Source organism: Vibrio sp. SCSIO 43155 (assembly GCF_023716605.1).
Classification (GTDB): domain Bacteria; phylum Pseudomonadota; class Gammaproteobacteria; order Enterobacterales; family Vibrionaceae; genus Vibrio; species Vibrio harveyi.
Map to the genome: position 1 here is coordinate 50,708 of NZ_CP071852.1, position 20,534 is coordinate 71,241.

17 protein-coding genes are annotated in these 20,534 nt (G+C 46.5%); 7 read left to right on the plus strand and 10 right to left on the minus strand.

Going from position 1 to position 20,534, the window contains the following annotated elements; all coding sequences use genetic code 11:
• Positions 1-36: 36 nt before the first annotated feature.
• Positions 37-1,023 (plus strand): SPOR domain-containing protein, encoded by a 987-nt coding sequence (locus J4N44_RS00235; RefSeq protein ID WP_252044716.1) that lies wholly within the window; start codon positions 37-39, stop codon positions 1,021-1,023.
• A gap of 59 nt (positions 1,024-1,082) precedes the next feature.
• Here the strand turns inward: J4N44_RS00235 and J4N44_RS00240 are convergent, their stop codons facing one another.
• The 5 genes from J4N44_RS00240 to J4N44_RS00260 all read right to left on the minus strand — a co-directional run bounded on the left by J4N44_RS00240 (position 1,083) and on the right by J4N44_RS00260 (position 8,957).
• Complete coding sequence (locus J4N44_RS00240; RefSeq protein ID WP_252044717.1) at positions 1,083-3,728, minus strand: hypothetical protein; 2,646 nt, start codon at positions 3,726-3,728, stop codon at positions 1,083-1,085.
• A gap of 248 nt (positions 3,729-3,976) precedes the next feature.
• Positions 3,977-5,518, minus strand: a complete 1,542-nt coding sequence (locus tag J4N44_RS00245; RefSeq protein WP_252044719.1) for a hypothetical protein — start codon at positions 5,516-5,518, stop codon at positions 3,977-3,979.
• A 4-nt stretch (positions 5,519-5,522) separates the two neighbouring features.
• Entirely contained in the window at positions 5,523-6,095 is a 573-nt protein-coding gene (locus tag J4N44_RS00250; protein WP_005446332.1) for a sigma-70 family RNA polymerase sigma factor, read from the minus strand.
• A 2-nt stretch (positions 6,096-6,097) separates the two neighbouring features.
• Complete coding sequence (locus tag J4N44_RS00255) at positions 6,098-7,573, minus strand: chromosome partitioning protein ParA (RefSeq protein ID WP_252044721.1); 1,476 nt, start codon at positions 7,571-7,573, stop codon at positions 6,098-6,100.
• 31 nt (positions 7,574-7,604) lie between these two features.
• Positions 7,605-8,957, minus strand: coding sequence for a serine/threonine-protein kinase (locus J4N44_RS00260; RefSeq protein ID WP_017189912.1), 1,353 nt, complete (start codon positions 8,955-8,957; stop codon positions 7,605-7,607).
• Positions 8,958-9,188: 231 nt separating this feature from the next.
• Here J4N44_RS00260 and J4N44_RS00265 point away from each other — a divergent pair, with 231 nt between their 5' ends.
• The 4 genes from J4N44_RS00265 to J4N44_RS00280 all read left to right on the plus strand — a co-directional run bounded on the left by J4N44_RS00265 (position 9,189) and on the right by J4N44_RS00280 (position 12,090).
• The gene (locus J4N44_RS00265) at positions 9,189-10,196 is read left to right on the plus strand and encodes a LacI family DNA-binding transcriptional regulator (protein WP_252044723.1); all 1,008 of its coding nucleotides are present in this window, start codon (positions 9,189-9,191) and stop codon (positions 10,194-10,196) included.
• 54 nt (positions 10,197-10,250) lie between these two features.
• Positions 10,251-11,177: a LysR family transcriptional regulator gene (locus tag J4N44_RS00270; protein WP_009699062.1), complete on the plus strand. Its 927-nt coding sequence runs from the start codon at positions 10,251-10,253 to the stop codon at positions 11,175-11,177.
• Positions 11,178-11,380: 203 nt separating this feature from the next.
• Complete coding sequence (locus J4N44_RS00275) at positions 11,381-11,758, plus strand: SMR family transporter (protein WP_077201213.1); 378 nt, start codon at positions 11,381-11,383, stop codon at positions 11,756-11,758.
• Between the two features lie 2 nt (positions 11,759-11,760).
• The gene (locus tag J4N44_RS00280) at positions 11,761-12,090 is read left to right on the plus strand and encodes an SMR family transporter (RefSeq protein WP_005434604.1); all 330 of its coding nucleotides are present in this window, start codon (positions 11,761-11,763) and stop codon (positions 12,088-12,090) included.
• A gap of 177 nt (positions 12,091-12,267) precedes the next feature.
• Here the strand turns inward: J4N44_RS00280 and edd are convergent, their stop codons facing one another.
• Both edd and J4N44_RS00290 read right to left on the minus strand, forming a co-directional pair.
• Positions 12,268-14,064: a phosphogluconate dehydratase gene (gene edd, locus J4N44_RS00285; RefSeq protein ID WP_252044725.1), complete on the minus strand. Its 1,797-nt coding sequence runs from the start codon at positions 14,062-14,064 to the stop codon at positions 12,268-12,270.
• Positions 14,061-14,582 (minus strand): gluconokinase, encoded by a 522-nt coding sequence (locus tag J4N44_RS00290; RefSeq protein WP_005449047.1) that lies wholly within the window; start codon positions 14,580-14,582, stop codon positions 14,061-14,063. The genes edd and J4N44_RS00290 overlap by 4 nt, the downstream gene beginning before the upstream one ends.
• Before the next feature lie 152 nt (positions 14,583-14,734).
• On the opposite strand from J4N44_RS00290, the gene J4N44_RS00295 reads away from it, so the two are divergent.
• Together J4N44_RS00295 and J4N44_RS00300 are read left to right on the plus strand one after the other, a co-directional pair.
• Complete coding sequence (locus J4N44_RS00295; protein ID WP_252044726.1) at positions 14,735-16,111, plus strand: GntP family permease; 1,377 nt, start codon at positions 14,735-14,737, stop codon at positions 16,109-16,111.
• A 9-nt stretch (positions 16,112-16,120) separates the two neighbouring features.
• A complete protein-coding gene (locus J4N44_RS00300; protein ID WP_005430025.1) occupies positions 16,121-16,732 on the plus strand; it encodes a bifunctional 4-hydroxy-2-oxoglutarate aldolase/2-dehydro-3-deoxy-phosphogluconate aldolase in 612 nt (203 codons plus the stop codon).
• Between the two features lie 121 nt (positions 16,733-16,853).
• Here the strand turns inward: J4N44_RS00300 and gorA are convergent, their stop codons facing one another.
• The 3 genes from gorA to J4N44_RS00315 all read right to left on the minus strand — a co-directional run bounded on the left by gorA (position 16,854) and on the right by J4N44_RS00315 (position 20,142).
• Positions 16,854-18,209, minus strand: coding sequence for a glutathione-disulfide reductase (gene gorA, locus J4N44_RS00305; protein WP_005429991.1), 1,356 nt, complete (start codon positions 18,207-18,209; stop codon positions 16,854-16,856).
• A 240-nt stretch (positions 18,210-18,449) separates the two neighbouring features.
• Entirely contained in the window at positions 18,450-19,154 is a 705-nt protein-coding gene (locus tag J4N44_RS00310; protein ID WP_252044727.1) for a glutathione S-transferase family protein, read from the minus strand.
• Between the two features lie 148 nt (positions 19,155-19,302).
• Positions 19,303-20,142, minus strand: a complete 840-nt coding sequence (locus tag J4N44_RS00315; RefSeq protein ID WP_005434590.1) for a 23S rRNA (adenine(2030)-N(6))-methyltransferase RlmJ — start codon at positions 20,140-20,142, stop codon at positions 19,303-19,305.
• Positions 20,143-20,534: the final 392 nt, after the last annotated feature.

The following is a 20,534-nucleotide window of genomic DNA, read 5'->3' on the forward strand; positions in this document are numbered from 1 at the left end:
GCGATAATTTCATCACCTACTGTTTAGAGTGAAGCTATGGAAATGAAAAAGGCACTACATTCTTCCCGTATCGTCCAATCTGGCTTGAGCCTTGGGCTGCTGGTGGCGTGCGCTCAATTTTCGACTCCGGTTTTGGCGAGTGAATTTCTTTGCCAAGCCTCTCAGGCCAGTAATAAAGAATTGCCTGTGCTTGAGCAATCTTGTCCGATCGGTAAAGGGCTATGGGGAAAGAAAGTGCCGCAAGGAGGCAATGATTTCTTCTGGATCCAGTGTGGCCTATTGCCAAAACCGATGTCTTTAGCCAAAGCAAAGCCGATTTACGGCAAAATCACCACCGATGTTTGGATGAAGCCAGAACAAAAAGGCTATCGTTGCCTCATTGGTCCTTATACGGAATTTGCTAAAGCATCTCAGGACTTGCAACGAGTCAAAACCTTGCCGACCTATAAAGAAGCATTTATTCGTGTGGTTGATAAAGGTGGCACAGTCCCTACGAAACAGACAAAGCCAATGACCAAGCCGGTGGCAAAACCTGTAACACCTGTCGTACCAGCTGCTACTCGTGCTAATACGGACGCATTTAAGACAAAAGATGCGCCTGCGAAAGCTGCGCCAAAGCCAAAGTCGCCAGAACCAGTTGCCGCTAAGCCTGCTAAAATGACCAAGCCAGCTCAACCAACTATCAAGAATGACAACGTTGAAGTGCGTTTGAAAACGGTACTGAAGGGCAAGACATTTGTGGTGCCGTATTTAATCGAGAACAACAACCAGTTCTACATGGAACATGGAAAACCATGGAATCGTCTTAGCTACTCAAGCTCAATGAAAGTTTGCCAACAGCTAGGAATGCACTTAGCAACTGCGTCAGAGTTTAAAACATTGCGCGATTCTGGCGTGATGGAGAAGAACAAGTGGCCTTTGCAGTTACCTTACTGGGGTAAAGATAAAAAAGGCTTGTTTGCTGACCGAGAGCCAAATCAGCTAACGGGCACCTCGTTGCTTAACGTGATTTGCGTGAAGTAAAAAATGGATTAAAAAAAGCCCCGCAAGAGCGGGGCTTCGTGTTTATGAGCTTCTAGTTATCACTTTTCAAAACTAAAGATAATGCGTTCTGCTTCATCAGTACGCTCTGGAGTGGCTTCGATAGTGTAAAGCCCCGCAGGAATTGCTGCTGAATGATCTAAAGGCATGAAATCGATGTAACAAGAGCCTTCAGCATCTCTATATTGTGGTTGGCTGCTGAAGTAGTTGTCAGCACTGTAGCTGTCACCGTGAACTTGGATACGACCGTAGTCGAGATAGATATCTTTTAGGATTTCACAAGTTTTTGCATTACGACCATAGATTGAAGCTGAAGTGTATGGACTGCCTTGGTAATCAAATTGTTGAACGATGCCAGAAACTTTCAGTTCAGTTACCACAATATCATTTACGCCTTCTTCAGATGGCATCGCAATGAATGTTTCACGGTCTACCCAATTAGCATCTTCTTGAGATTCGCTAACGTCGTTGTTAAGCGCTTCTTCGACATATTGAGCATTTGTGTGGTAAGAATACAGCTCGGTTGATTTTTCATCGCCTTCTTCATCTGTGAATGACACGAGGAAATGCTCGTCGTCATCAAAAGAGTGTTGTTTGATGACATCCAATGTCATTTTCATACCATCTTCTTGGGAGATAATTTTGCCATCAACGATTGTGTATGGGACACCTTCTGTAAACTCTGACATGTCTGTGTCACAAGTTGATAGATTGTCGCTATCTCGATCGTTCCAGTACATCGTTTTCGTGTTCACATCTAGGTAGATTGAGTCACACCATCCTTTAGCGAAGTTGGTACCATTGTGACCAATTTCTACGAAATGTAGGAACTTACCTTCTAACGGATGTCCTGCAGGAGGAGGTGTTACGTCATCTGCTGGTTGAACGTTTGGCAGTGTGATCGTTACGTATTCAGAAATTACGGCATCGTCAGCATCTGGGTTTACACCTGCCGCAATCACGAATGAACCGTTTTTCGTTGCACTAGTTGGTGTGCCAGAAACCGTCAGTGTGCCGTTGTTATCAACATTGACTTTTAGACCCGGAACGGTTGTTGCGTACTCATCTTCTTCTGTACCAGCGTAGTATTCGATTGCACCTGACGTGTGCTGAGCTTCAAAGACTTCAGTAATATTGAAATCTGCATCAACAGCTTCACCAACTTTTAGTGTTGTTAGCTGTACTGTGATTTCTTGTTGAAGTTCTGCAAGATCACCGCGATCAATTTCAATCGATGCTTCAGGTTGTTTTTCAATGTCATCTAGCTCGAAGACTTTGTAAGTCGTATTGATACCGTCAAATGCAGAGATCGTGATTGTTTGACCTTCAGGGTAAATGCGAGATGGCTTACCTGTGATTTTCAGCTCAGTCTGACCTTGTGTTTCTACAAGTTCAAGTACTAAGCCATCAACAGATGTGTATGCTTTAAATGCAAGCTTTTCGTCGTCAGAGAACAAGTTGTCAATACGGAATTGTTCATTCTGAACTTCAACACCTTGGTATAGCTCAATACTGTCAATCCACTCTTCGATTGTATCAGCGGCTTCTGTGTTGATTGTTGGCGCTGGATTTTCAACGTTTACTTGTAGGTCGAAAGCGGTTGTTACAGCACCAAAGGACTTATCTTGTTCTTGTGAGTTGTAGTCAGTTGCCGTTAGCTTGATTTGGTAAGCAGGACGAACTGGAGTTAGCTCACCTGAAATCGTTAACTTGCCACCATTGATAGCCGTAGTTGTTAGATTTTTGACCACAGAACCATCAAGTGTGATGACGCTTACTGTGATGTCGATGTTTTTGTTATCGTCATCTTCAAAAAGGGCAAGATCGCCAGCAGCAAGAGGCAGTTCTAAATTGATTGAGTGGCTATCAAGAGGCTTCAGTTCTGTATTGATAGCTTTTACAACGCTCTCATTTGCAAATAACTTGCTGTTGATAACGGGTTCGCTAACTACGCCATTGTTGACTTCAATAACTGGTTTGAAGTTTGGATCATCTAGTTTGTCTGCGTTGTTTTTATCATTAACGACGTCAGTTGCTTTATCGGCAATTGCAATAGCGGTTTCTGCAGAGTAGCTGTCTTTTGCTTGTGCTTTAGACTCGGTTAGAATCTGAGCCGTTTTATGTAAAGCGGTATTGTTAGCGGCGATTACATCAGTAAATGCAGTATCACCCTCGATACCTAATGTCTCATTTACTTTGTTTTTCGCTGCTTGGATTTTTTCTGGTGTTGGGTTAGCACCAGCTTGGATTGCAACAAGGTCAGTCAGCGGAGAGATAACTTTCTCACCCGGAAGTGTACGGAATACAACCTCATGAGCCATAGCTTGGGTTGGGTTGTCCATATCAACCGTGTATGTGCCAGCAAAAAGTTGTGGATCGCGAGCAATCAGTTCAGCTTGAACAGTACCACCCGGAATAATGGTTTGAATCGCAAGGTTCTTTTCAGCAGAGTATTGTTTGTCTGTTAGCGTCACCTGACCCTCATCATTGGTTAGACCAATAATTGGGTCGTTGCTATCTAGCTTTCCATTGTTGTTTACATCTTCAAAAACGACTGCTTCTTTGAAGTATCCATCAAAGCCTGTAATCACTACACCAGAGTTGTTGTTGCTTGAACCACTATCTGAACCACCACAACCGGTTAGCGCGATAGCCACTGACGCTGCTAGTAAACTCACCTTATTCATTGTTTATTTGTCCTTGTTTCGTTTCCGAATGAGAAAGTCGCTTTTTATTGTTTTATTTTCTAATCTCACTAGTGAGATTAGAAAAGCTGCGCATTTTTAATCGGATTTGGAAGCGGCTTCAAGACACGGAAAACCAAAGAAAAACCGTAAAAATTTTTGGAATATTTTTTCTTGGAATTTCTATCAATAAAAATATCAATTAACTTTAAATTTAGGTCTTTATAAACAATGACTTGTGTTGTTTTGGTTTATTTATAGGCTGCTGTATTTTTTGGGTAGTGGTAAATCATGTTTATTTTTAGCTCTTCTACTTTGCTCGCGTACTGAGGAAATGGGCGTAGGATGTAGCTATAAACCTCCCCCTGAATAAACTCATCATTAGCATGATAATCATTGTTGAAGTAGACATAAGCGTATGCGGATGGCTTAGGTGCAGTCGCGCAATCGGTATTATTGGAGTAAGAAATTACCTCGCTAAACATCCCTTCACCTGCAAGGATTGAGGTGTCCCAAAACTGACAGAATTCATGAGCAAATAAGTCGCTATTAGACGTGACTATGTTGAGATCTGAGTCGAAACCGTCGTAATACTCACCACCTTGAGCATGCCTTCGGTCAAAAATATAGTTACCCGCGAGCGCATGGCGATAACCACCGGCAGTCGGAATGAGCAGATCAAATAGGGCGGACTGATACAGCTCTTTTCCAGTATTGACGTTCAAACGCTCTTCCATTGAGCGCTTGTTTTTTTGCATGGTGTAGCTTTCGAAACGATTGTTATCAAAGACGGTAATAAAGTAGTTCTCAGTGTCTTTGTGAACTCGTGACGGGTAGGTTTTCTTCGTAGTCCAGATCTGACGGCTACCTTTGATGTGGATGATCAATGAGTCATCACTGATCTGGTATTCCCCGACTTTATTCAGCTTATGCTCGTCTGGGCAGCGAGTTTTGTTGTTTGAAGCAGCATAAAAAACTTCATCATCAATGAATTTAAATGCTTCACAGTACACAACTTCGTAAGGGTACTTGCGTCCACCGAGCAAAGTTGTGGTTTCAAGGCGATATACCACACCATCAATGAGCGGATGTTCTGTATCGTTCTGCTCTGCAGTGACTGCTGGCAGCTCGAAGCGTGTCGTGACCCAAGCGTGATCTTCTGTCCCATGGTGGTCATCACGTGCAGAGACTGCCAAATATGTGGTTTGGTTGAAGTCTTTTGGCGCGCCTTGCAGCATGATTTGCCCTTGGTTGAGAACGCTCAGTCCGTTGGCGTTTTCTAGCCAAATTCGCGTGGTGAGTAAGTCTCCTTCTGGATCTTCGAACAGCTGTTCCAACCCTAATGAGTAGTTGATAGGGTTGTTTTGTGTCAGTTCCCAACTATAGATAATGGTTTGTAATTGCTGCTCAACCGCTAGGTTTATTATCGGCTTGCCGTTCTCTGTTGCATCGTCGTGTGCAGATTCACTGATGTAGGTTATCGTTAGGTTTTGGGAGTAATTGGCCTCCAATGATCCCAAGGCATCTTCAACCTGATCAGGACGGTCTGACAACGTGGATTCAAGCGCTTTTTCAAACGCCAGTTCATTGCTTCTTTCCAATGCAGATGCGGTGAGTGCCTGTTTTACTTCGATAAGGGAAGTGCGTTCACCGTGAGGCGTATTTCTCTTTTCCTCGTTATTATTCGCTGGTTGTATGTTGGCAGCCGCAGCTGTGGTTTGCTCGTCTGTTAGCCAGTAAAGCGCCATCAAGCAGGTACTTAATGCACTTGCAATCCAGTATTTCTTCTTCATGATTTTACGCGTGTGCCATTCTTGATTGCAGCCAACTGCGGGAGAACTTAAGGTCTTTTTCAATCAAACTGGCGCTGCATTCGAGCAGTTCACAGATCTCTTGGTTTTTCATGCCCATCAGATATTTGAGCTTTAACGCGTTGGATTGGCGTGGGTAGCGCACACTAAAGTTATCGAGTGCTTTATCCATGATGATGAGTTGCTCGAAGCGATCTTCTTCTTCTTTCATTAGCGTGATGTGTTGGCGTTTTTGCGCTTGATGCGAGCGAGCGTTGTCGATCAGGATTTGGCGCATTACTTTGGCTGCCATTAAGAAGAAATCGCGCTTGGTTTCAATCTCACTCATGTCGCAGTTAGACATCTTTAAATACGCGTCATGGATCAGCGCGGTGGTGCTGTTTACGCTGTCCGACAGTACCTTATTGTCGGTTCCGTATTTCTCTGCGTTGCGCTCGCGTTCTTGTTGAGCAATTTTACGCAGTTGTAGGTAAGCGAATTGGTACAACTCACTTTCCGCCTGTTTATCGCCTGCTTGCCACTGTTGGATAATTTGCGTCAGAGTAGATTTAGAAGTCATTGCTATACATCCTCACTTACTTTTACAAACTCAGAGATGGAATAGGTTTCAACGCGATCAGAACCATCGCGATTACGGCTAATGTCTTGTTGGTAACGATACAAAATGCCTTGCTCCCAGCTTTTGCCTGCAGGTAGGTATTCCCACGTGGTGTAGTTGATTTCTGCTGGGGTTGGTGACCAACGCACCATTACGTTCATTTGCGCGAGTTCAGCACTTGGCTGGTCATTGTTGACCCACCACATGTCCAAATACTCGTTGGTGACATCTTGGGTGTATAGACTGGTATCTGTAGGGCAGGCAACGGCATCGACAGGTAAACGCAACACTTGGTTATGACGCATTAGTAGACACGACTGCTTCATTGAGTCTTGTAGGTATTGAGTTTGTTGCCATACACCTTGGTAGGCAATTTCGCTATCGACAGAGTCAGGATAGGTAAACCACAACATCTCAGTACGGTTGTGGTGCTTAACGTGCTCGTTTGGTCCCAACCCCTGTACTTTTTCCATTAATAGCTGGGTGCTCGGATCGAAGTTGAGTGCAACCGATCGATATTTCCAATCGCCTTCATCGTCATAATCTTCTAACGAGAAGCCATTGAGGTCGCTACGGGTACAGCCTGAATCGGCGCAGCCGACCAAGCTTTCCCATTCAGAGAACTTTTCAATCGGTTCGACAATTTCTTCGGTTACGCTCTGGTTAAGTGCTAGGAAACAGCCTTGGAAGTAGTCGCCAACACTTGGATGCTGAATCAGGCTCTCTTTAGTGATGGTGAAGTTAATCTCGCCAATTGGTGGGCGGTAACGCGGGTGGTGTTGATAGCGAATATCGAATGCACAGGCGCGACCCTGCCAATCCTTTTTCTTGATGATGATGTTCTTAAATCGCACGTCACGAGGCTCAAAAATGATCTCATTTGAGGCGAAGTTCTTTTCGATGTAGCGTTGGCTTTCATTTAGATGTTCAACCGCTTCTTGCACCGAAACCCAATCCAAATTGAGTTGGTGTTTGGCGTCATCTAGGAAATTGAGGTCGAGACGCTTGAGCTGTGCTTGGAAGGTTGGATCGGATAATACCTTGTTGATTAGCACGATTTCTTGACGGTTTTCCGGAGTGCTGTCGAGAGAGAGCAACAAGCGGGTCATATTGATGCTTCGACTGGGTTTTGTGGTCGCCATGGTCGGTGTGAGCACTTCTTGGCTCGACATTGTGGTGAGCAAGTAGCCGTTGTCGTCATTGCCGAGGAAGAAGCTGATGACATCGCCAGGGCGATACTGAAATGCGCCTTTGTTTGTGTGACCAGACAGGTTGGAACTGGTTTTGTAATACAGACCAGTTACCGGTGAATCGATGAAGAAACCTTGTTTTATGGTAGGCGCTGTCGCTTCTGCCGACGGAATCGTAGAAGTAGAGTTCGCCCATGCTGGTGCTATCGCTAACGCAGACAGCCAGATCGCAATGGAACGTGTGTGCATTTTAATTTTTAAGCCTTTTTTATGTTTAGCCTTACTGTTGAGTGCGGTCCTTTGGTGCACAATTTGGCTGACAACTTATTGATTTAGTGAGGTGCTTCTCTGGCACCGGTGTCATCATCGCCAACAGCATTTTCTGTTTTATGTGTTTGGGGATATCTGGGTTAGACAGAATCCGCCTGCGTGTCAGTTCCATCATGGCACTGACGGACATATGCTCGACGTTTTGCCCCTTGGCATGAAAGACAAGGCGCGTCACTTCGTACATGATGTCTTCTGCAATCTTCTTCTCTTGTTGCAGTTGTATGTTCTTTTGAATCAGAGTGTTACCAAACAGCAAACCAGATAACACTAAGATTGCGGACAACAGCGACGGCAGCGGTCGGCGTTGTACTAAACGAAGCGTACTGTACAGTGGCCAGTGCTTCTTTTGCTCTATTGGGCGTCGTTCTAAAATACATTCAATATCTTGGCGCAGTGTCCGAACATTGAGGTAGCGCTGCTTTGCTTTCGCTCGCGTTGCGCGTCTCACCACCCAATAAATATCTGACCATATTGGCTGATCAGGAAACATCAGCGCCAGAATCTTACCCAGTGAATACACATCACTTTGCTCAGTCAAAAACGCTCCGGCTTGCTGTTCTGGGCTGGCGTATTTTTCACTGAAGGCAATTAATGCCGGAGACGAATCATCACTGTTTGATTGCACCTTTTGTGTTAGGTTGAAATCGAGCAGTTTTGGTCGTTTATTGCGATCAATGAGGATGTTTTCTGGTTTGAGATCCGCATGCAGGACTTGATGCTGGTGGGCGTGTTCCATTGCCTGACAAATCTGCTTAAACAGCAACAACTTGTCATCGTCTTCCATTGGCGTGAGCAACAAATACGAGTCTAAGGTCTGACCAAAAACGCGTTCCATCACGATGTAAACCGAATCACCGTGCAAGCCGCCATCAAACACTTTGGCAATGTAAGGATGGTTCAAACGAGCCAGAAGCTGAGCTTCATCAAACAGCGCGCGTTTGCCTAATACATTACTGAGATTGGTTTGGATGAACTTGATCGCAAGGTCTTGCTCGAACGTCTCGTCAGCGCGCAGTGCTGCATATACGACCCCCATACCTCCACGCCCTAACTCGTGGGTGAGTCGGTACTTGCTAACTTCTTCGCCCGTTAGGTCGACCTCTTGTTTGGTTGCCAAATTCGCGCCGAAGCCGAGCAACTGTGTCAGTTGTTCTTCTTCGTTTTCGCTAGCTAAAAGAGGAGCGATTTGGAGGTAAAGCTCAGGTTGACTCTGCTGCAATTCGTTGAGGTATTGCTGCTTTTGAGAGTCGTCCAGATCAAGCAGGTGATAGTAAATCTGGGTTTCGCTAGAGCCTAACTGCACTGTACTTCGTATCTTATTGTTTTAGGTACGCTATTTTATAAGAAACTCAATATTAATGTCATTTATTTATTCAGCTTTGAATCACAATGTTGGAATTGCAATTTGATGGTTATTTGAGCGGTAAGGTTATGATTTTATTAATGATGTAGCAGATGGATTTTGCCGAGCTTGTCGACGAGGAGTCTATTCGTCATAATGTTACTAGTAACATTACTGATAAATTAGATATTTATGGCTCAGCAGAATAAGAAAGCACGAACGACATTGCAGGATGTCGCAGACAAAGTTGGCGTAACAAAAATGACCGTCTCGCGTTACATGCGCAATCCAGACTCAGTGGCAGAAAAAACGCGAGTGAAAATTGCCGCTGTAATTGAAGAGATGGGCTACATCGAAAACCGTGCTCCGGCGATGCTGTCGAAGTCTTCCAGTAAAGCGATTGGTATTTTACTGCCTTCACTGTCCAACCAAATTTTTGCGTCTTTTGTTCAGGGCATTGAAACGGTCACTAAAGCTAATGGCTATGAAACACTGCTTGCGCACTTTAGTTATGACGAGCTGGAAGAAGAACGCAAAATCGCGTCGCTGCTCTCTTATCAAGTTGACGGCTTAATCCTAACTGAAAGCCATCACACTCAACGCACTTTGCAGATGATCAAAAACGCTGGCGTTCCTGTGGTAGAGACCATGGAAGTGCCAGAGCAGCCGATTGATATGGCGGTTGGTATGGATCACGAAGACGCTTCTTACAGCGTCGTAAAGCGTATGTTGGAGTCGGGCAAGCGTACTATTGTTTACTTCGGTGCTCGCTTGGATACGCGTACTAAATTGCGTATGCAAGGCTACGATCGCGCGATGACAGAAGCAGGATTGGAGCCAAAACACGTGCTAACGGGCGATCACTCTAGCTTTTCGTTGGCGCATGATTTATTGGAGCGCGCACTGGCAACCTACCCAGAACTTGATGGTGTATTTTGTACCAACGACGACATCGCGATTGGTACTTTGTTGAGTGCTCAGCAACGCGGCATCAAAGTGCCAGATCAACTTGCGGTGGTGGGCTACAACGCATTGGACATCGGGCAAACTATTAGCCCGAAACTGACCAGTGTGGATACACCGCGTTTCGAGATTGGTGAGAAAAGTGCCGAGCTACTGATTGCACGCCTCAAGGGTGAAGAGCAAGCCGAGACGGTCGTGAATATGGGCTATCAAATTACAGCAGGCGAGAGCGTCTAACTCGCTCTGACTCACGTTTATTTTTCATCATTCGTTTCTGATAAGGACACGGGCATGCCACATCAACTTGATGCGTTAGATCTTAATTTAATGCGCTTACTTAAAGCCGTGGTAGAAAATCGCAGCATCAAGTTGGCGGCGATGCAGCTTGGCATTTCGCAACCCAGTGCCAGTCGTGGGGTGATGAAACTTAAAGACGTGTTTGATGATCCGCTGTTTGTGCGTAAAGCCCATGGGGTAGAGCCATCCCCAATGGCGATTCGCTTAGCGGCGGAGTTTGATAACATGCTGTCGCCGCTAGAAAAAGTAGTGCAGGAGTTTTCGGACTTTGACCCATTGGAATACCAAGGTCAGATTGCTATTGTGACTGACCCTTATTTGATGGATGAACAAGGTCAGCGTTTATTGCGCGGTTGCCATCAGGCGTTTCCTCAAGCTTCGTTTGCCTTCTCAAGCTGGAACATTTATTCCCAAGACGAGATGCTAGAGGGTGAACACGACTACTGCATTCTCGACCAAGAAACCGAGTTGTCGAAAGACATCTACATGCGCCCATTGTTTGTTGAAAAGCGTGTGATTTTGGCGCGTAAAGATCACCCGACGCTGTCGCAAATCAGCAATGACTGGGACACGGTGTCGGAATTGCCACTGGTCTCTTTGCCTGCACCTGCATCCTACAATCCGCTGTGTACGGTGGAGTCGGAATATCGCCGCATGGGTTACGAACCCGTTGTATTGCTCAAGTCCTACAACTTGCGTGTCGCTTGCCAAATGTTGCTTGAGACCGATGCCATCATGTATGCCAGCCAAAGTACTGCACATTTGATGCACGAGCTTGCCTCTTATCCAATGCCGATGGTCAACCGAGAGTTCAGCCAATTTGTTGTTTCTGGTGGTTATTTACAGACCTACCGTAACCACCCATTGCACCGCCATTTGCACCAAGTGGTGCAGCAAACCCTCAATACGCCATTAACGTGATCGGATAAACAAACTGTTCTTTAAGATATTCAAAAATGAATATCTCAATTACCTGTCTGTTTTGCTGAAGAAGGGCTAATCTGACTACAAATAGTCAGGAGAAGCGGCTCTTTTTATCTTATCAATTCTTTGAATGTCTGATTCTTAAAGGACATTCACCATTCTCCGTTATGCAGTTTTTTAATTTCTGGGGAGGATGAATCATGCTCATTGCACGTCTATTTTTATTGCTCGCCATCGTTGCCGAAGTTGCTGGTACCAGTACGATGTCGTTTATTGGTGAAAGTAATGCGTGGGAAGGCTATCTGGTGATGTATGTTCTGATCGCCATTTCCTATTACTTCTTGTCGAAAGCGGCAAAGAAAATCTCTATCGGTGTCGCGTACGCAACATGGGAAGGTTTGGGTATCGCCTTGATTACCCTCGTTTCTATCGTTTTGTTTGATGCCAACTTAAGCACGCAGCAGTTGCTTGGTTTGGCGCTGGCAGTAGTCGGTATCGTGTGTGTGACACTAGGCGAATCACACGGTCAGCCTCAACAAAAAGATGAGTTGCCACGCTCATCGAATGCGAGGTGTTAATCATGAGCCAATTTTTTACTGTTTCATTTGGATTTGTTGTTATGGCGGCGTTGGTCGACATCATGGCGAACATGGCGCTGACTCGCTCTAAAGGCTTTAAGCACAGAGGGTGGGGCATCACTGCGATTGTATTGGTGATGGCGGCGTTTACTTTGCTTGCTCAAGCGGTAAAAGAGATCGACCTTGCGATCGCCTATGCCTCTTGGGGCGCGATAGGTATTTTAGGTACCGCGATTGGTGGCGCTTTGCTGTTCAAACAAAAGCTTAAGCCGATTGGCTGGTTTGGTATCTTCGTGGTGATTGCCGCGGTTGTGGTGATGAAGACGGCTTGATGTTCTTTGCCTGAATCCTAGATATCGTCATTCTGAACGGCGAGGGACGAGCATGATTCAGAATCTACCAACAAAAAGTGCTGTGGCAGAGGTGTTTCCTCTCGCTTCACAGCACTTTGATATTAGATTCCTGATCTCGCTTAGGCTCGTCGGAATGACGGGGTCTTTCTTCCCGTCCTAAACAATAAAGCTTGCGCCTTCTTCTGCGCTCAAAACGCTCTGACGAATCACGCTAAAGAAACCACGACCCCAAGTCTGTTGTTTCACTTCAGTATCCATCTCTAACAAGTCACGACCCGTAACGTCGCTTAGGTTATTCAGTTCGCCAGTTTGGCAATCAACGCGGATGATGTCGCCATTGCGCACCAAGCCAATCGCGCCGCCACGAATTGCTTCTGGAGAAACGTGGATTGCTGATGGAATCTTACCGGATGCACCAGATAGTCGACCGTCCGTCACGAGCGCGACTTTAAAGCCCGCTTTCTGCACGTTGCCGAGAATTGGCATTAGTTTATGCAGCTCTGGCATGCCGTTCGCTGCAGGACCGTTGTGCGTCACGACCACGATGCAATCTTGGTTTAGCTCACCACGTTTGTACGCCGCTTCCACTTCGTGTTGGCATTGGAATACGATCGCAGGGGCTTCGATGATGCGCTGATCTTCTTTCACCGCAGAGACTTTCACCACCGCTTTACCCAAGTTACCGTGAAGTACGCGAGTACCACCGGTGTTTTGGAAAGCTTGCGTTGGCGCAGCAATCACCTCGCCGTCTTGGCTGCCACCACATGGTGTCCAAGTCAGTTTGCCGTCGACTAGCGTAGGTAGTGTCATTTGGTCTTCGAATTCGCCGAATACCGGTTTCACGTCACGATGAAGCAAGCCTGACTCGTCCAAGCGATGCAATAGCGCAGGTACGCCGCCCGCTTCTTGGAATGCATTCATGTCTGCTGGACCGTTCGGGTAAACGCGCGCCAATAGTGGCACCACTTCAGATAGGTCACTGATGTCTTGCCATGTCAGAATCAAACCTGCTGCACGCGCCACCGCCAACATGTGGATAGTGTGGTTGGTGCTGCCGCCCGATGCCAACAGCGCAATAATACCGTTGATCAGGCTCTTTTCTGTGACAACTTCAGACAATGGGCGGAAGTTTGCTGAACCTGCATTCATTGCCGCGATTTTTAGAGCTGCGTGATCAGTCAGCGCCTTACGTAGCTCAGTATGTGGGTGGATGAATGCCGAACCTGGCAGCATCAAACCCATAGCTTCAAACACAAGTTGGTTAGTGTTTGCGGTGCCGTAGAAGGTACACGTACCTGCTGAGTGGTAAGCACGACACTCCATATCAAGCAGTGCGTCTTTGCCTACTTCGCCCGCCGCGTATTTTTGGCGAACGTCGACTTTCTCTTCATTGCTGATGCCCGTTGCCATCAAACCTGCTGGCACAAATGCCGTTGGTAGGTGTGCGTAAGACAGCGCGCCCATCAATTGTCCCGGTGCGATCTTGTCGCAGATACCCAGCAGCAAGGTCGCATCGAATACGTTGTGGCTCAGTGAAAGTGCTGTTGATTGAGCAATTAAGTCACGAGAAAACAGTGACATGTCCATGCCTGCTTGACCTTGAGTCACGCCATCACACATTGCCGGAACGCAGCCAGCAACTTGCGCAGTGTGACCATAACCAGACAGCACTTGCTTGATTTGATCTGGGTAGTGTTGATAGGGCTGGTGGGCACTCAGCATATCGTTGTAAGCACTGATCAGCGCTACATTCGAATGAGTGAAATCCAGAATGCTTTTCTTTTCTGAAGAACAAGATGCCGCAACAGCGTGAGCCAAGTTACCGCAAGACAGACCGACACGACCTTTACCTGCTTCTGCTTGGACTTCAGTGCGAGCAAGAAATGCCGCACGCGCCTCTTGGCTGCGCTCAACTAAGCGTTGGGTAACGTCTAAAATTACTTGATGAGTCATGCCATTGCCTCGTCTTGCACTAGGATTAACTCAGCGGCATTCGACACAACGTCTTCGATGGTTGCATCAATGCTGACGAAAATGGTGCGAGGCTCATCTTCTGGGCGTTCTAGAGCTTCGAACTGGCTGTTGACCATGTTCTCTTTCATGAAGTGACCTTGGCGAGCACGCATACGCTCAAGGATCAGTTCTTTGCTGCCGTCTAGGAAAAGGAAGGTCACGTTCTCGTTGCCTTCGCGGATTTGGTCACGATAAATCTTTTTTAGTGCGGAGCAGACAATAATGCCGTGCTCATTTTTGCTTTCTAAGCTATAAGCAGCGTCGCGGATACGTTCTAGCCAAGGTTTGCGGTCGTCGTCGTTCAGAGGCTGACCTGATGCCATCTTCTGAATGTTTGCTCGTGGGTGAAGATCATCACCATCAATGAATTTACGTCCCAGCTTTTTCGCCAAGTGCTCACCAATTGTGGTTTTGCCACTCGCACAAACGCCCATAACGACGACACTACTACCAGCCATAACTTATCCTCATAACAAATTTGCGCGTGATCTCAATTTTTGAATTCACTTTAAAATATGGGTTTATCTTATTCATGTTATCGGTAACATGTTACCGGTAACTCAAATAAATGTGAACCACAACACAAACAATAATTTTTAAAGGTGAACCCATGGAACAGCTAACCCAAGCTCCAGACCCTACGTTCCTATTAACGATTGCAGTCCTCGCGATTGCGGCGTTACTTGTATTGATTATTAAGCTAAAAGTGCACGCTTTTGCTTCCCTAACTATGGTGAGTTTAGGTACTGCGATTGCGACTGGCGTTTCTTCTGACCAAGTTGTCCCAACCATGATGAGTGGTTTTGGTGGCACGCTGGCTTCAGTAGCATTGCTGGTTGGTCTTGGCGCAATGATCGGTAAGATTTTGGAAGTAACTGGCGGTGCGCAAGTGCTGGCAGATACTTTGATTGGACGCTTCGGTAAAGAGCGTGCACCATTTGCATTGGGTGTGGCTTCACTACTGTTCGGTTTCCCAATCTTCTTTGACGCTGGTCTAGTGGTCATGATGCCAATCATCCTAAGTGTGGCAGCACGCTTTGGTGGTTCGCCAATCAAATACGCACTACCAGCAGCGGGTGCGTTTGCAGTAATGCACGGCTTTGTTCCTCCGCATCCAGGTCCAGTTGCAGCAGCAGAATTCCTAGGCGCAAACATTGGTCTATTGCTTGTTGTTGGTATCCTAGTGGCTATCCCAACTTGGTACCTAGGCGCTTACCTATTTGGTCTGTACGCAGGCAAGAAATTCGATATCCCACTATCAAAAGCATTCTTCAACGGTGAAACACAAGTTGATGAATCTAAGCTGCCAAAATTTGGCACAGTAATGACCATCCTAGTGCTGCCTGTACTGCTAATCTGTTTAGACACAGTATTGAACACACTAGCGGTTGCGGGTGTGATTGATGGTAAAACAGCACTGGTTGAGTTCCTACGTATGCTAGGTAAAACACCGGTAGCACTTCTGATTACTCTGCTAGTGTCTCTTACGGTATTCGCGAAAGACTACGGCATGGCAAAACTTGAGAAGCTGTGTGGCGACTCATTGGCTCCGATCTGTGGCGTTATCCTAGTAACCGGTGCGGGCGGCATGTTCGGTGGCGTACTGCGTGCAAGTGGTATCGGTGATGCACTAGCAGACGTTCTGACTGACACAGGTATGCCAGTGATCGTAGCGGCATTTGTTATCTCTACCTGTCTGCGTGTTGCTCAAGGCTCAGCAACCGTGGCACTAACGACAACTGCAGCACTTATCGCACCAGTAGTGGCAGCATCAACTGGTTTGAGCGAGCTAGACCTATGCTTTATCGTTATCGCGATTGCAGGTGGTGCAACAGTGCTTTCTCACTTCAACGACTCTGGTTTCTGGCTAGTATCTCGTCTACTAGAGATGGATGAGAAAACAACGCTAAAAACTTGGACGGTAATGGAAACTTTACTTGGTGGTATCGCATTTATTATCGTAGCAACATTAAGCTTTATTCTTTAGAGGTTACCCATGACAACACTTGAACAACGATTAAGAGAAATCAAAATCGTCCCAGTTATCGCAATCAACGATGTAGCACACGCTCTGCCACTGGCAAAAGTGTTGGTAGAAAACGGTTTACCATGTGCGGAAGTAACATTCCGCACTGAAGCGGCGGCTGAGTCGATCCGCATCATGCGTGAGGCGTACCCAGAACTGCTGATTGGTGCTGGTACAGTACTGACAACAGAGCAAGTGGACATCGCGATTGAAGCGGGCGTGGACTTTATCGTGAGCCCAGGTTTCAACCCAACCACAGTGAAATACTGTCAGCAACGCAACGTGACAATCGTACCGGGTGTGAACAACCCAAGCTTGGTTGAGCAAGCGATGGAAATGGGTCTACGTACCCTGAAGTTCTTCCCTGCTGAGCCATCAGGCGGCGTAAACATGCTTAAAGCACTAACGGCGGTTTACCCAGTGGAATTCATGCCAACAGGTGGTGTAAGCCCATCTAACGTGGAAGATTACCTAGCGCTGAAATCGGTTGTAGCGTGTGGTGGTACTTGGATGGTGCCAACCGCTATGATGGACAACGGCGATTGGGAAGGTATTGCTGAATTGGTTCGCGCAGTTAAGTAAAACGCGCAAACGGCTCCGAAATACCCCCGAACGTTTTAAAACGTGAATAGAAAAAGGGTCATCAAGTAATTGATGACCCTTTTTGTTTATCTGCTTAAATCGCAAAGTGATTCACGCGTGATTAACGCATCGTTACGAACTCTTCAGAGCCTGTTGGGTGGATAGCCACAACAGAGTCGAAGTCTGCTTTGGTTGCGCCCATCTTCATTGCTACGCCGAAGCCTTGAATCATTTCATCAACGGTAAAGCCGATGCCGTGTAGACCAACAACCGTTTCTTCTTCGCCAGCACATACTAGCTTCATCTTACATGGTTGACGGTGCTTAGTAACCGCTGTGTACATCGCAGTAAAGCCAGACGTGTAGACTTTGATGTTGTCTTTGCCGTACTTCTCTTCTGCTTCTTGAGTCGTTAGACCGATAGTGCCGATTGGTGGGTGGCTGAATACCACAGTTGGTACCAAATCGTAGTCCATCTTCGCGTTTGGTTTGTTGTTGAACAGACGCTCAGAAAGTTGACGACCCGCTTTAACAGCCACTGGTGTTAGCTCGATACCGCCTTCCATGATGTCACCTACACAGTAGATGCCTTTCACGTTCGTTTCTTGGTACTCGTCTACCTTGATGTAGCCACGATCGTTCGTTGCAACGCCAGTTGATGCTAGGTTGATAGCGTCAGTTGCTGGGTGACGACCGATTGCCCAGATTAGGGTATCAACGTTTTGGCTCTCACCGTTTTCTAGGTGCAGAGTTAGGCTGCCGTCTGCTTCTTTTACCACTTCTTTTGGAACAGAGTGGGTGTGCAGCGTTGGACCTTCTGCGTCCATTACTTCTACTAGCGTTTCGATGATCATTGGATCGAAGCTACGTAGCGGTGATTCTTTACGAACGAATAGGTGTGTTTCTGTGCCTAGTGCATGCAGTACGCCAGCGATTTCTACCGCGATGTAACCTGCACCGATCACTGCAACGCGTTTTGGTTGTTCAGCAAGCTCGAAGAAGCCGTTTGAATCGATGCCGTATTCTGCGCCTGGGATGTTTGGAATCGTTGGACGACCACCCACTGCGATCAGGATGTGATCCGCTGTGTAGTGTTCACCATTTACTTCAACTGTTTTCTCGTCAACGAACTTAGCAAACCCTTTGATCACGTTTACTTTGTTGTTGCCAAGAACGCGGTCGTAAGATTGGTGGATACGACCAATGTAAGCCTGACGACTCTCAACCAGTTTGCTCCAGTCGAAACCTTTTACATCTACATCGAAGCCGTAGTCTTCTGCGTACAGGTTCATTGCTTCTGCAACTTGCGCGCCGTGCCACATCACTTTCTTAGGCACACAACCAACGTTTACACAGGTACCGCCAAGGTCTTGAGCTTCGATAAGCGCTACTTTAGCACCGTACATTGCCGCACGGTTTGCTGATGCGATACCGCCGCTGCCGCCGCCGATACAGATATAATCAAAATGAGTCGCCATTACTTTCTCCAAGAGCTTATTAATTTTGTCTGACAACAACTACATTGGGGTAGTGGGTGATGAACTCAACAGCCCAACGGAATTGTTGTTAATTCCATGTCCCTATCATAAATCGAGTCTAGCAATTTCCTAAATGGGAAAAAGTGACATTGCTTATGACAAATAGCGATGAAAGGATAGCAAAGCGGAATAAGGCGCTATTCCGCTGGTGTTTTTCATGCTCAGGGTAGGGGAAAACCATTAACCGCAGCAGCTTGATGTGCTACAGCCTGACTGGGCTTGTACGTCTTTGCCATCCGCAAGATAAGTGTTGGTGAGGTAGAAATCGCTAAACAGCTGCACGAAATCTTCCGATACTGTCTTCTCTACCAATCCTGATTCTAGGATGTGCTTTTGCCATGCCTGCATTTTTGGCAGACCACAGAAGAAGTCGTAATCAGAATGCGCTTTGACGATGGCAGCGCGATGCAGAAGCGGCAACCACGCCATGTCTACATTGCTTAGTTCATCGGATTTGAAGAACTTGGTTTCACCAGACAGTTGGTTTTCTGCTTTTTGGAACGCTTTGATCAGTTTCTCTGCACGTTCTTCAAAGGTTGCTTGGTCTTTGCTGCTCATCGTGCCGCACTGTGCCAAGTAGTGTTTAGAACCTAGGTAGCTCCATGCTCGGTCTAGTGCGCGTTGTTCGTTTGTCACGCCTTGCTCTGACGGACCGTATTCATCTTCGATGTATTCGATGATCGCATCCGACTCAAACAGTGCAGTGCCAGATTCTGTCACCATCACCGGTACTTGACCGTTTGGTGAGATGTCTAGGAACCATTGTGGCTTGTCTTTTAGGTTGATGTATTCAATCTCGTAAGGGATCTGTTTTGCTTCTAGTGCCGCCGTTACACGTTGAACAAATGGGCAAATTTTAAAACTGATAACTTTAAGCATGGTCATTTCTCTCTATGTTTTAGCTTGTTTACATCCCTAAGACGCAGGCAAAAAAGAAAAGACGAAGCGAAGAAGAAAATTTTTTAGAAAATAAATAAAAAAAAAGCGCAACGAGGTCATCGTTGCGCTTTAAGATTCTGAAATTCAGTGTTTTTTATTCTGGAACGATCCAGTCGACTTTCCAGTGACCCGTTGCTGGCGCGATCGCTTCTTGCAGGAATGGCAGAATTTCTTTCATCTGGCTTTCCAGTTTCCACGGTGGGTTAATCACGATCATGCCCGATGCAGTCATGCCGCGTTCGTTGGTGTCTGGAGATACGCCCAATTCGATTTGCAGAATTTTGCGAATGCCAAGCCCTTCTAAACCTTCAATCATGTCTTCGATGTCATGGCGGTTTACGACTGGGTACCAAATCGCGTAGATACCCGTTGCCCAACGCTTGTGGCTTTGGTAAATCGCTTGCACGACGTCGCGGTACTCTTTTGCTAGCTCGTATGGTGGGTCAATCAGCACCAAACCACGACGCTCTTGCGGTGGCAGACTGCCTTTTAGACGCTTAAAGCCATCTTCTTTGTAGATGCTCACTTGACGATCGCGGTGGAACTCTTGCTCTAGTAGCGGGTGATCGGCTGGGTGCAGCTCAGTCAGGACCATGCGGTCTTGTGGGCGGATTTGCGCACGTGCAACACGCGGTGAGCCTGGGTAGTAACGCAGATTCTCACCGTTGTTCAATGTTTTGATTGAATCGATGTAGCTTGCGATCTCTTCAGGGATGTTTGAGTTATCCCAAATGCGTGCGATGCCTTGTTTGTACTCGCCCGTTTTCTCAGACCATTCGTGAGTCAGATCGTAGCGTCCCACACCCGAGTGGGTATCGTGATAAACAAACGGCTTATCTTTCTGCTTTAGTGCATCAAGAATGAGGCTTTGAACGATGTGTTTTACCACGTCAGCATGGTTGCCAGCGTGGAAGCTGTGGCGGTAACTTAACAAATTAAACTCTCGAAACACTCTTTGACTGAGTGTGGTCTGTGATTTTCGCGATATGGCGGTATTATACTCAAGTAACTTGAAGAAGTAGAACTTCGATTCAAATCAGTATCACTGATAGGGATTCGCTATTGAAATTTCTTTAAGTCACCCATACTTAGTATGAGTAAACAAATTGAACCTAAGTGGGATTGTGCCGCTCCAATAGAGTGCCAAACCGAACTTAGGCATAACAAGACTCAAGGACAGAGTAAGCGCTCTTTGACCCATTCGGTCATTGCTGCATCGAGAAAGGGAACGGAAATCCCCCCATCCATGTTGTCGGCTTGCCTGTGCATTGAGTTCGCCTACTGTTTTGCAAACACCAATAGGTTCTTTGCAAATGCGAATAGGCA